Source organism: Rahnella contaminans (genome assembly GCF_011065485.1).
GTDB lineage: Bacteria > Pseudomonadota > Gammaproteobacteria > Enterobacterales > Enterobacteriaceae > Rahnella > Rahnella contaminans.
Map to the genome: position 1 here is coordinate 655,788 of NZ_JAADJS010000001.1, position 12,815 is coordinate 668,602.

General features: G+C 53.9%; 11 protein-coding genes. 7 read left to right on the top strand and 4 right to left on the bottom strand.

Translation table 11 applies throughout. The annotated features are described in order from the left end of the window. Nucleotides 1–101 precede the first annotated feature (101 nt). From GW579_RS02985 to araC, 4 genes are all read left to right on the top strand, one after another. Nucleotides 102–1,088, top strand: a complete 987-nt coding sequence (locus GW579_RS02985) for an arabinose ABC transporter substrate-binding protein (RefSeq protein WP_152326162.1) — start codon at nucleotides 102–104, stop codon at nucleotides 1,086–1,088. A 117-nt stretch (nucleotides 1,089–1,205) separates the two neighbouring features. Beyond that, the gene (araG, locus tag GW579_RS02990; RefSeq protein ID WP_152326163.1) at nucleotides 1,206–2,789 is read left to right on the top strand and encodes an L-arabinose ABC transporter ATP-binding protein AraG; all 1,584 of its coding nucleotides are present in this window, start codon (nucleotides 1,206–1,208) and stop codon (nucleotides 2,787–2,789) included. A 15-nt stretch (nucleotides 2,790–2,804) separates the two neighbouring features. After that, nucleotides 2,805–3,812: an L-arabinose ABC transporter permease AraH gene (araH, locus tag GW579_RS02995; protein ID WP_371819794.1), complete on the top strand. Its 1,008-nt coding sequence runs from the start codon at nucleotides 2,805–2,807 to the stop codon at nucleotides 3,810–3,812. A gap of 176 nt (nucleotides 3,813–3,988) precedes the next feature. Beyond that, complete coding sequence (araC, locus tag GW579_RS03000) at nucleotides 3,989–4,924, top strand: arabinose operon transcriptional regulator AraC (protein WP_152326165.1); 936 nt, start codon at nucleotides 3,989–3,991, stop codon at nucleotides 4,922–4,924. A 623-nt stretch (nucleotides 4,925–5,547) separates the two neighbouring features. Here araC and uxuA read toward each other — a convergent pair. Then, nucleotides 5,548–6,732: a mannonate dehydratase gene (uxuA, locus tag GW579_RS03005; protein ID WP_165057452.1), complete on the bottom strand. Its 1,185-nt coding sequence runs from the start codon at nucleotides 6,730–6,732 to the stop codon at nucleotides 5,548–5,550. 196 nt (nucleotides 6,733–6,928) lie between these two features. On the opposite strand from uxuA, the gene GW579_RS03010 reads away from it, so the two are divergent. Continuing rightward, the gene (locus GW579_RS03010) at nucleotides 6,929–7,627 is read left to right on the top strand and encodes a FadR/GntR family transcriptional regulator (RefSeq protein WP_165057454.1); all 699 of its coding nucleotides are present in this window, start codon (nucleotides 6,929–6,931) and stop codon (nucleotides 7,625–7,627) included. Between the two features lie 579 nt (nucleotides 7,628–8,206). Here the strand turns inward: GW579_RS03010 and bcsG are convergent. Genes bcsG through bcsE form a run of 3 tightly spaced genes read right to left on the bottom strand, consistent with a single transcriptional unit; the run spans nucleotide 8,207 to nucleotide 11,690 of the window. Further along, a complete protein-coding gene (gene bcsG, locus GW579_RS03015; protein WP_165057456.1) occupies nucleotides 8,207–9,856 on the bottom strand; it encodes a cellulose biosynthesis protein BcsG in 1,650 nt (549 codons plus the stop codon). Continuing rightward, entirely contained in the window at nucleotides 9,853–10,086 is a 234-nt protein-coding gene (gene bcsF, locus GW579_RS03020; RefSeq protein WP_165057458.1) for a cellulose biosynthesis protein BcsF, read from the bottom strand. Before bcsF ends, bcsG begins: the two co-directional genes overlap by 4 nt. A gap of 5 nt (nucleotides 10,087–10,091) precedes the next feature. Further along, nucleotides 10,092–11,690: a cellulose biosynthesis protein BcsE gene (gene bcsE, locus GW579_RS03025; protein WP_165057460.1), complete on the bottom strand. Its 1,599-nt coding sequence runs from the start codon at nucleotides 11,688–11,690 to the stop codon at nucleotides 10,092–10,094. Between the two features lie 203 nt (nucleotides 11,691–11,893). On the opposite strand from bcsE, the gene bcsR reads away from it, so the two are divergent. Beyond that, entirely contained in the window at nucleotides 11,894–12,094 is a 201-nt protein-coding gene (gene bcsR, locus GW579_RS03030; RefSeq protein WP_152326368.1) for a cellulose biosynthesis protein BcsR, read from the top strand. Between the two features lies 1 nt (nucleotide 12,095). After that, complete coding sequence (bcsQ, locus tag GW579_RS03035; protein WP_165057462.1) at nucleotides 12,096–12,815, top strand: cellulose biosynthesis protein BcsQ; 720 nt, start codon at nucleotides 12,096–12,098, stop codon at nucleotides 12,813–12,815.

Here is a 12,815-nt window from a genome sequence, read left to right on the forward strand (position 1 = left end):
TTTTGTTTCCTTACGCCAATGATAACGTTTTCATGATTGCGGACAGCCACCCGGATTAAGGCCGGAATCGTGAAAAACAACAATAAAAGTCGGAGAACATCATGCATAAATTCACTAAGGCGCTGGCGGCGGTCGGGTTAGCGGCTGTTATGTCACATTCAGCTATGGCAGCAGACAATCCGAAGCTGGGTTTTCTGGTTAAACAACCGGAAGAACCGTGGTTCCAGACTGAATGGCGGTTCGCTGATAAGGCCGGTAAAGACCTGAATTTCGAGGTCATTAAAATTGCCGTGCCGGATGGCGAAAAAACGCTGAATGCCATCGACAGCCTGGCGGCGAACGGCGCGAAAGGGTTTGTTATCTGTACGCCGGATCCACGTCTGGGGCCTGCCATCATGGCCAAAGCCCGCAGCTATGACATGAAAGTGATCCAGGTGGATGACCAGTTTGTGAATGCCAAAGGCAAACCGATGGAAGAAGTGCCATTGGTCATGATGGCGGCGACCAAAATCGGCGAACGTCAGGGGCAGGAACTGTATAAGGAAATGCAAAAACGCGGCTGGAAAGTGGCTGATACCGGCGTAATGGCGATTACCGCGGATGAGCTGGATACCGCACGCCGCCGCACCAGCGGTTCTATGGATGCGCTGAAAGCCGCCGGTTTCCCGGAAAAACAAATCTATAAAGTGCCGACAAAATCCAACGATATCCCGGGCGCACTGGACGCAGGTAACTCCCTGCTGGTGCAACATCCTGAAGTGAAAAACTGGCTGATTATCGGCATGAACGACAACACCGTTCTGGGTGGCGTGCGTGCAACAGAAGGTCAGGGCTTTAAAGCGGCGAACGTGATCGGCATCGGCATCAACGGGGTTGACGCGGTGAATGAGCTGTCAAAAAGCGCGCAAACCGGCTTCTACGGTTCCCTGTTACCGAGCCCGGATATCCACGGTTACAAAAGTATCCAGATGCTGAATGAGTGGGTGACCAAAGGTGTTGAACCGCCGAAATTCACCGAAGTGACCGACGTTGTGCTGATCACCCGCGACAACTTCAAAGAAGAGCTGAAGAAGAAAGGCTTAATGTAACTTTTGCCTGATCTGAATTGCGTTACTGCACCACGGACGACGGTTAAGAAGTGCGACTGTTTTCTGTGGTGCAGTAATCGGTTTGAAATCCTTCACATATTTTTCCAGGTAGCCACTATGACTCAGCAATCTTCAAACAAGACGCCTTTGCTGACACCGTCGCTGACGGAGTTTGATGCGGCCACGCCGTATCTGGAATTCCATGACATTGGCAAAACTTTTCCGGGCGTGAAAGCGCTGGACGGTATTTCTTTCAATTGTTATGCCGGGCAAATCCATGCGCTGATGGGCGAGAACGGCGCGGGGAAATCCACGCTGCTGAAAATCCTCAGCGGAAACTATCAGCCGTCGCAGGGCAACATTCACATCAAAGGCCAGCCGGTGGCATTTAACAACACCACCGATGCGCTCGATGCCGGTGTGGCGATCATTTATCAGGAACTGCATCTGGTGCCGGAAATGACGGTGGCAGAAAACATTTATCTCGGGCAGTTGCCGAGTAAACACGGGTTCGTGAACCGCAAATTGCTGCGCTATGAAACCAAAATCCAGCTGGAACATCTCGGGCTGGATATCGACCCGGACACGCCGCTGAAATATCTCTCCATCGGCCAGTGGCAGATGGTGGAAATTGCGAAAGCGCTGGCGCGTAACGCCAAAATCATTGCGTTCGACGAACCGACCAGCTCGCTGTCTGCCCGTGAAATTGAACAATTGTTCCGCGTTATCCGCGAGTTACGTGCCGAAGGGCGCGTCATTTTGTATGTTTCACACCGTATGGAAGAAATTTTTGCATTAAGTGACGCTGTCACTGTTTTCAAAGATGGCCGTTACGTGCGGACCTTCGACGACATGACGCAGGTCGATAACAGCAAGCTGGTGCAGGCTATGGTCGGCCGCAATCTGGATGATATCTACGGATACGCGCCGCGTCCGCACGGCGAAATCCGTCTGGAACTGGACGACGTCAAAGCACCAGGCGTGAGAACGCCGGTCAGCCTGACCGTGCGTCAGGGGGAAATTGTCGGTCTTTTCGGGCTGGTCGGCGCAGGGCGCAGCGAGCTGATGAAAGGCCTGTTCGGCGGCACGCGCATTACCGGCGGCACCGTCAGGCTGGACGGAGAAGCACTGAATATCCGCAAACCGGCTGACGCCATCCGCCTCGGCATTATGCTGTGCCCGGAAGACCGCAAGGCCGACGGCATCATTCCGGTGCATTCAGTGCGCGACAATATCAACATCAGCGCCCGCCGCAAAACGGTGAAAGCGGGGTGCCTGATCAACAACGCCTGGGAAGCCAAAAATGCGCGCAAGCATATCGAAGCGCTGAACATCAAAACCCCGAGCGACCAGCAGCTGATCATGAACCTTTCCGGCGGTAATCAGCAAAAAGCTATTCTTGGCCGCTGGCTGTCGGAAGAAATGAAGGTCATTTTGCTCGACGAACCGACGCGCGGTATTGACGTCGGCGCCAAGCATGAAATCTACAACGTGATTTACTCACTGGCGAAACAGGGCATTGCCGTGCTGTTTGCGTCCAGTGATTTACCGGAAGTGCTGGGTCTGGCGGACAGAATTGTGGTGATGCGCGAAGGCGCCATCTCCGGCGAACTGTTGCACGACGACGCTACTGAAGAAAAAGCGCTGGGGCTCGCCATGTTGCGAACGCCAGATCTTGATTCTGCCCCTGACGCTGCCTGACTGAGGAGCAAAAATATTATGTCGAGTATGACAACCAATTCAGCCAAACCGGATCAACCTTCTGCTGCGTCGCGCAGCGGGCAAGGCCTGATGCGAATCTGGGACAGCTACGGCATGCTGGTGGTCTTCGCCGTGCTGTTTCTCGCCTGTACGATTTTTGTGCCGAACTTCAGTTCCTTCATCAACATGAAAGGGCTGGGGCTGGCGATTTCAATGTCCGGCATGGTGGCCTGCGGAATGTTGTTCTGTCTGGCATCCGGCGACTTCGACCTGTCCGTCGCCTCGGTGATTGCCTGCGCCGGTGTTACCACGGCAGTGGTCATCAACATGACCGAAAGCCTGTGGATTGGCGTCGCCGCCGGTTTGCTGCTCGGAATGCTGACCGGTTTGCTCAACGGCTTTGTTATCGCCCGTCTGAAAATCAACGCGCTGATCACCACACTTGCCACCATGCAGATTGTGCGCGGTCTGGCGTACATCATTTCTGACGGTAAAGCGGTCGGTATCGAAGACGAACGTTTCTTCGCGCTCGGCTATGCCAACTGGTTCGGGCTGCCCGCGCCAATCTGGCTGACGGTCGGCTGTCTGATTATCTTTGGCCTGCTGCTCAACAAAACCACGTTTGGCCGCAACACGCTGGCGATTGGCGGTAATGAAGATGCGGCGCGACTGGCGGGTGTGCCGGTCGTTCGTACTAAAATTATCATCTTTGTGCTTTCCGGGCTGGTGTCGGCGGCGGCGGGGATCATTCTGGCTTCGCGAATGACCAGCGGCCAGCCGATGACGTCGCTGGGCTTTGAACTGATCGTTATCTCTGCCTGCGTGCTGGGCGGCGTATCGCTGAAAGGTGGCATCGGTAAAATTTCTTACGTGGTATCGGGGATCCTGATCCTGGGCACGGTAGAAAATGCCATGAACCTGCTGAACATTTCTCCGTTCTCGCAATATGTCGTACGTGGTCTGATCCTGCTGGCCGCAGTCATCTTCGACCGCTACAAACAGAAAGCTAAAAAGACGGTTTAACCCTGTTCTGTGATAACGCTTTCACAGCTTTACCCCACGGCATTTAACGCTCTCATCGGTTAAATGCCGTAAAAACGCGTGGTTGTTCACAAATTAGTAACCTTTACTGGCAGCGCTTTCACCGCCGATTAGAATAGATGAAAAGTCCATAGCCCAGTGAAGTTTCAGGAGGTTCGATGTATCACCGTATGATTCAGGATCAGCAGCAAAATCCGCTGTTACCGGGTTACAGTTTCAACGCCTATCTGGTCGCCGGTATGACACCGATCCTCGCTGACGGGCCACTGGATTTCGCCATCGATCGTCCGGGCGGGATGAAAGGTTACATTCTTAACCTGACGGTCAAAGGGCAGGGGAAAGTCTTTGACGGTGAAGATACGTTTTACTGCAATCCCGGTGATTTGTTGTTGTTCCCGCCGAAAGCGCGCCATTTATACAGCCGCTCGGCCAATGCCGATTCCTGGTATCACCGCTGGGTGTATTTCCGCCCGCGCGCCTACTGGGCTGACTGGCTGGAATGGCATACCAAGACCCGCGACGTAGGGCGTCTTTCTTTACCGAACAACACCTTATTGCTGGAGTTCGACCGCCTTTTTGCCAATATTGAGCAAACCCAAAAATCAGGTCGTCGTTTCTGCGAAGAATTAGGGATGAATCTGCTGGAACGCCTGTTGCTGCGAGCCATGGAAGAAGATCCGCAGAGTCCACAAAAGATTATGGACCCGCGCGTCATTGAAGCCTGCCAGTTTATTACCGGCAATCTGGCCGGAGAACTGCGCATTGACGAAGTTGCGCGCCACGTCTGCCTGTCACCTTCGCGGCTGGCGCATTTATTCCGCGAACAGGTCGGTATCAACATTCTGCGCTGGCGTGAAGATCAGCGGGTGATCCGCGCCAAACTGCTGTTACAAACTACCCAGGAATCCATTGCGACGATTGGCCGCGTGGTGGGATATGACGATCAGTTGTATTTCTCGCGTGTTTTCCGCAAGCGGGTAGGGGTGAGCCCGAGTGATTTCCGCCGACGCAGCGTGGAGATCAACTATCCGGCTAAACCGTACAGATCGCAGCCGTGGCCGGAGCAGGAAAACGCCGTGGCCTATCATTTTTGAGTTTTGCAGAGTAGGCCGCTGCAAAAGGGGCGGCCGTTTAAGGTCACCAGGACCTTGGGTTGCCACCCAAGCGGGCTTAAGGTCAAGACCGTGGGCGTCGGCCCACACCGACCAAAGACCCGGTAACGCGCGGGCCTCTGGACTCCGCGCTTTTTTCACTGCGCGCTATCGCGGGTGTGACGGACATGTTCTGACGCAATCGTGCGTGGCGCAAATCCAGGTGCTTCGCACTGCCTTCTCTCGGTCTTCGAGCCTATGGTCTCGAAGCCGCTCCGTTCAGCTGAATTTTGATCACGCCAATAAACTTATCTAAAAGATAAATCCATTCCATTTTTGAATTTAAGATCGTGCGGGCGATTCAGAAAGCTTGCTGAATGAGAGGTTGCAGACCTGAGGCTGCAATCCCGAAATGAAGGCACCGCGCAGCGGCAAGCTTTCCAGCCTGTCATTGCAGTCACTGAAACATAGCCAGCGAGCGTTAGCACGTGTTGAAAAAGCGAAGGGAGATCCAAGAGGGAAAAAGCATTTTTCCCTCTTGGTCGGTTTCAGCGCGAAAGGCCGAGTGATAACCGTTATTAAGAAACCGAAATTATCTCAGTCGGAAGTTAATTTATCCCGCGAGTTTACTCGGCAAAGAAGCTCTGTTTCAATGCCCGCTCCACACCCCGCAGCTCTGCTAATCCGCGTAAGCGGCCAATCGCCGAATATCCCGGATTGGTTTTTTTATGCAAATCATCCAGCATCTGATGGCCGTGATCCGGACGCATCGGGATAGCGCGCAGATTACCGGCTTTACGGCGGGTTTGCTCTTCGGTCAGAATCGCTTTGATAACTGCAACCATGTCCACGTCGCCGTCCAGATGATCGGCTTCGTGGAAGCTCCCAGGGACTTCTTCGCGCTGCGTGGCGCGCAGATGGATGAAGTGAACACGGTCGGCGTAGGTCGTCATCATCTTCACTAAATCATTGTCTTCGCGAACGCCGTATGAACCGGTGCAGAAACAGAAACCGTTGTGGATGCTGTCGACGGCTTCTTTCAGCCACTGCATATCTTCAATGGTGGAGATAATGCGCGGCAGGCCGAGGATAGGGCGCGGAGGATCATCCGGGTGAACCGCCAGACTGATCCCGCACTGCTCGGCTACCGGCACGATGCTGCGCAGGAAGTGCGCCATGTTTTCGCGCAGTTTGGCTTTATCGATGCCGTCGTAAGTGGCGAGACGCGCACGGAACTGATCCAGCGTATAGCCTTCTTCCGCGCCCGGTAAACCGGCAATAATGTTAGACACCAGCTGGTCTTTTTCCGCCTGTGTCATCGCAGCAAAGTAATCCGCAGCCTGTTTTTGCTCTTCCGCGCTGTAATCGGATTTAGCGCCTTCACGTTTCAGAAGATGCAATTCGAAAGCGGCGAACGCGATGTGGTCAAAACGCAGGGCGCGGGAACCGTCCGGCAGTAAATAACCCAGATCCGTGCGCGTCCAGTCCAGAACCGGCATGAAGTTGTAGCAGACCGTATCGATGCCGCATTCCGCCAGGTTTCGGATAGATTGCTGATAATTGGCGATGTGCTTCTCAACATCTCCGCTGCGGGTTTTGATTTCCTCATGCACCGGAATACTTTCTACCACTGACCACACCAGACCTTTCGCTTCCAGCTGTGCCTGACGTTTTTTGATTTCATCCACCGGCCAGACTTCACCGTTCGGGATATGGTGCAGGGCGGTCACCACGCCGGTCGCGCCAGCCTGACGCACATCATCGAGTGAAACCGGGTCATTCGGGCCGTACCAACGCCAAGTCTGTTCCATGTGTTTTCCTTAAAAGTGTTATCTGACATCTGAATGTAGTTGACGCATGGCCGGTGATAAGTTCAATCTTAATGCGCGGTCTGGTCAGGTGGTCTGCTGGTCAGGCCATCAGACCGACATATGATTCAGCATCGAACCGATCATTAATGTGATCGGGATAACAGATTTGGGATCCAGCACCTGCATGGAGAAAATAATGGATTTGCCGACCCTGAAAGTCGAAAGGCTCTATCGCCAGATTTCTAATGTACTGATTAATTGCATTAATACCGGCCAGTTCGCGCCGGGAACGATGATCCCTTCAGAGCGCGATCTGGCCAAACAGCTGGGCGTCAGCCGTTCTTCCATCCGCGAGGCGCTGATTGCGCTGGAGATCACCGGCTGGGTGGAAATCCGCACAGGCACCGGCGTTTACGTCAACGACCCGCTCCCGCAAGCGCCCCCCGCTACGCCGGTGATGTCGTCGGAAGAAGAGTTCAGCCTGCAATCGCTGGTCAGGGCGCGGCAGATTTACGAATCAATGACCGCCGAACTGGCCGCGCTGAACGGCACGGATGATCAGCGGGCCAAACTGAAAGAAATCGCCGATGAGCTAAATAGCCTGAATGCCAACAACGACGCGTTTCTGGAAGCCGACCGTCGGTTTCATCTGATGATTAGCGAAATGACCGGCAACGAAGTCCTGCACGACATGATGGGATACCTGTGGGACAAACGCCGTTCCCGCAGGTTTATGCGGCTTGAAAGCCATTACACCGAAGTCGATTTCGCCCGTGAAATGAATGCTGACCATCAGGGGATTTTGGACGCCATTCTGGCGAAAGATGGTGCAGGGGCGAAGGCAAGAATGAGCCGGCATTTACAGCATGTGTATGACCAGTTATTTGCGGAATGACAGTGTCAATGCCGGACACAGGCGGTTTTTAAATTCAACACCAACACCTTGGGCTCGCCGCCCAAACTGGCCCAGAGGACGCGTAAGCGCGCGCCCTCTGGACTCCCGCGCTTCTTCACTGCGCGCTGTCGCTCGCTGGCTATGTTTCAGCAGCCGCAGCGACAGGCTGGAAATCTTGCCGCTACGCGGTGCCTTCATTTCGGGATTGCAGCCTCAGGTCTGCAACCTCTCATTCAGCAAGCTTTCTGAATCGCCCGCACGATCTTAAATTCAAAAATGGAATGGATTTATCTTTTAGATAAGTTGATTGGCGTGCTCAAAATTCAGCTGAACGGAGCGGCTTCGAGACCATAGGCTCGAAGACCGAGAGAAGGCAGTGCGAAGCACCTGGATTTGCGCCACTCACTATTGCTGCGGAACATGTCCGTCGCACCTGCGACAGCGCGAAGTGATAAAGCGCGGAGTCCAGAGGCCCGCGCGTTACCGGGTCTCTGGTCGGTGTGGGCCGACGCCCACGGTCTTGACCTTAAAGCCAGTTTGGGAGCTGAGGGTGTGGGCGGCGAGCCCACAAACAAATCGTCAGCTCGGGTACGGCACCCAGCTTCCGCCATTTAACCGGATATAAATTTTTCCCTGATATTCCATCACCACCGAGTTTTCATTCTCTGAAACCAGCGGAGTCTGCGGCAGGTTGGAGGCGAAGGTTTTCCAGTCCATCGTCGGGCTGGTGAAGACTTTGCCATCAACAGCGCGGGAAACCATTTCGGAAATCGCCATGTAGCTGCTCGGGTCGTCGATTTTCATCGGTGTTGAAGCGTGCTGCGCCTGCATACCGAAGAATTTCACGCCGACCGGAATGTGCGTAATGCCCGGACTCGGGATGTCGCGCAGGCCGGAAATCTGCATCTTATCGCCGACCAGCGCCGCGCCGTGTTCCGGCACAACGACCAGCATCACTTTACGACCAGATTTCTCCAGCTGATCCATAAAGGTATTGAGCTGGCTAAGCAGGGTCTGTGCACGGTTATGGTAATCCGCGCCCTTATTGCTGCCCACGTAGCGGTTGCCATCGTGCAGGGGGATCAGGTTGAAGAAGGTGGCGGTACGCGCCGTGCCTGCTTTTTCCTGATTTTCCAGCCAGCGGGAGAACAACTGCCCGTCGTTGAAAATCGGTGAGCCGTCGAATGACGTGAGTTCATAACCCAGACCGGCCTGTGACATCAGCGGAGCTTTCATATCAGCATCGTCACGCAGATTGCCGATGTAATTACCAAACACGCCCGTGTGGTCCATCGCCAGCTGATTGGTGAAGCCCAGACGTGCCAGATCGTCAAAAAGATAACATTGCTGACCGGCAGGCTGGTAAAGATTGTGGTGCGATGTCTGGCCGCAGCTGGCGCGCAGCAGGCGAATCGACGCCGGGCCGCTGTAGGCAGTCGCTGAGTTGAAATTGCTGAACACGAAATCGAAACGTGACCACAGCGGAGAGCTGGAGAGATTCACGGCGTCCAGATCCGACCAGGCCAGCGAACAGATGTTGATGACCAGAAGGTCGAAAGGCTGGGCATCCGCAGGCAGCGCATCCGGGAACTTCGTCGCCTTGCGGCTTTCGTTCTGGTAGAACTGCTCGAGATAAGCACTCAGATTGGCATTGGTCGGCGGGCCGTTAACGGTGTTGTCACCGGCAGGCTGCGCCGAAGTGGCAGCGGTCACGGCGGGGGTGTTTTCTGCCACCGCGGCCGCCGGAGAATGCGCGAAAAACGGCGTAATCATCCCGCTCAGATTCACCCACAGCAGTGCGATAACCGTGAACGTGGTCAGGCGCACCCACTGAGAAATAAACAGATAACCTACCAGCAGCGCAAAGCCGACGGCAATCCACTGCCAGTTTATAAAGCGGTCTGCCAGTTCAAGCAGATAGCTCACGCTGAAACCGGCGACGTCCGCGCCCTGATTCATAATTGAGCGCCAGCCCGGCAGCCAGGTGTCGTGGTACAACAGCGCCAGACCAAACGGCAGGGCCATCCACTGACGCCAGCGATGCAGACGCAGCGAAGGCAACGGGAATAATAATACGGCGGCAAACACCAGATTGCTCAGCGCGTCGAAATTCAGATAACCCTGTGAAAGCAGAACGAATTTAAGTAAGAAATAGTAGTTCCAGGCGCCAAGTCCGCGCCAGGATTGCCAGATCCGCAAACGCGGTGAAGAAGAATTCGGTTCGTTCATAGTGGAGTCTTGGATTTCCCTGTAACCGGAGAAACATCAGTCAGCGCGTCGGAACGTTTGCGGTTCTTACTGATCATGCTGGCTGTCATCGGAGTTAAATAACGGGGTGAAAGAAAACGTGTCGCCAGACGGTTTTTCCAGCCGGGAAGGCGGCTGCGCAAAGCATATCCCAGCGGAATGAATATCACCGCGGCCAGAATAAAAATCTCAATGATGTCCTGGATATCCATTTCGCTTACTCCGGCTGCTGCTGAACAGGCGTGTCGTTTAACACGAGCGTCACCGGCACAGGGGCGTGGATCTGCGCGCGCTTCAGCGGTTCTGCTTTTTGTGGCACATACGTTTCAGGGCCGGTCACGGCTTTTGCCATCGGCGGTTTAGCCGCAAGACGGCGGACTTCGGTCTGAATATCCAGCTCCTGACTCCAGAATGTCTGGCTGGTGAAAACGTCTTTCACCGGCAGATTAAACAGAAAGGCCAGAACGTTCCCGACATCGCTAACCTGACAGTTCGACAGGAACAAATAAAGATGCCGTTCGGTCACGGTAAGAATATCGCCGTCGCGGCGCAGGGAACACAGCGACATCGCCTGCTGCGGGCTGATCCCGGCGGCAGGGCGCAGCGAAATCAGTAAACCGCGTGATTCGGTGGCCAGTGAAGCATGGTTCCAGATATCGTTCATGACGCTGCAAAAAACCGGCAGCGGCAGATAGCCTTTATGGTGCGTCGGCAGCCGGCTGTCGAGCAGGGTTTCAATATCATCCTGCACGTGGCGGGTAAACGTGAGGTTTTGCAGATCGTCGAGCAGCGTCAGGAAATTAGAAAGCCGCGCGGCGTGCGGAACTACCAGGTTTGCGCCACAGGCCTGCAATAAACGCTGGTCAACATAGCGCAGGGAAGAATTCATTTCACGCACCACAATTTTCAAACCCGTACCGCGCTGCATACGCAGACGGTGGATCTGGCGTGCCATCACTTCCACGGCGTCATTGCCGCTCAGGGCAAAAATAACCGTCGCCGAGCGGGCGTGCAGGGCTCTTTCTGCCAGCTCTTCATTGCTGTCAAACAGGAACCAACGCTCGGACAGCGCCGGTGCGCCTTCCAGCACCGACCGCTCCGCCAGCAACATCCACTGATCGTCACCGGCCTGTTCGGCCACTGAGGCGGGTACGTTTTTCTGAAGTTCCCAGCCGGTCTGGCGTGGTGTCAGCGGATAGAGCGTGTTGGCTTCCGCCCCTAATCCGTCGTGCCACCAGGAAATGCCCCACTGATTCGGGAGGGTATCGGTTTTTAAATCAGCAAGACCATATATATTGCGATGATATAAATGCAGCTGAGTTTTAACCGCATTAATACCCGCGCCGTAGCAGATAATAAGGATTGTTGCCTCTTTACTATTCGCGCTGGTACGCATTTCACTCACCCAATGGGCAAATTGTTTATCATTAAGCATCTGCCAGGAGGTAACAGGAAGTAATAAGATCATTAATAACGCAGGATGACGAGGCAAACGATTAATATCACCTGGCAATCCAAGAAACGCTTTCTTGCCGTCGGCTAACTGGTAATAAAACGTTTGCCTGGGGTGTTTCTTCAAATGAGAGAGAAGAATGTGGTCGTCGTCTAGTCTATTTTCTTCTTCAGTGCAAATTAAATTGTGCTGTGGGAAAAATACAGTGACAGGTGTTTCGCCCTGCTGAGCCTCAAGAGCCTGTCCGCACAGGTGATACGCGGCTTCCTGCTTGTCAGCGTTGACCCAGTAAAGCCCCCGGGCCTGCATTTGGGCTAATCCATTCCAGTATTGCTTCATGCCCAATGAAAAGGAGAGTGCCATATAGTTAATCTGCTTGTATTCGTTTTAGATAAAAAGTCTGCTTGGGACACACTGATAAATGTGAGTATAATAAATTCTATCATTGCTACATTAAATAATCATAATACTTCACAATTATGTTTGATACTAAAATGCCGCTATGTGAGCGGTAATTTTTCCGTGCCAGACCGCTAGCATTTTCATTGAAGCAGGGAGGAAGAACGGTGGGGCCCAATATTGTAGGCTCGGAAGAATCCGAGCCGTCAAAAGATGATGATTTTTTTGCGCTGAGTCACCTTTTTTCTTTAACTGAATTAAATTACGTGGATGTCGCCCGTAAAGAAAAAATTCCGCAACTAATGTCACGCTGGCCGTTACTGGCTGAGCTGGCGCAATACGATAAACACGGCGCGGAGAAAAACTAATATGTCTGTCATTGCGTTACAGGGATTTCGTGGCGGCACGGGGACGACGTCAGTCACCGCAGCGCTGGCCTGGGGGCTCGCGCAACTCAATGAAAGGGTTCTGGTGATCGACTTTTCACCGGAAAATTTGTTGCGTCTGCATTTCGGAATGCCTTTCACACAGACGTGCGGCTGGCGTTCAGCCTTTAATGCCGGCAAACCCTGGCAAAAATCCGCCATGCGTTATCATTCTCATCTGGACTTTTTACCTTACGGTAATGTCGGTCCTGAAAGTGCCCGCGCACAAAGCGAGGTGTCGCCTGTATTTGACTGGAATAAAGCCATCACGCAGCTCAAAAACAGCGGCGTTTATGACTGGATCCTGATTGATTCTCCCGCCGCCGATCCGCTGCCGGCACAGGCCATCGCCGACAGCACGCTCGTTTTACTCCACGCCGACTCGCAATCTCATATACGTCTCCATCAGCGCGCTTTACCGGCGAATGGCCGGTATCTGGTGAATCAGTTCGTGCCGTCCAGCCTGTTGCAGCAAGACATTTTGCTGTTGTGGCAGGAAACCTTGCCGACCATGATCCCGGTTATTTTACACCGCGACGAAGCGATGGCCGAATCCCTGGCGGCCAAACAGCCGGTCGGCGAGTGGAAAGGAAACAGTAAAATCAGCCGCGAAATTAATACGCTGGCGAACTGGTTCCTGCTGAATTTGCGCGGAGTCCGATAA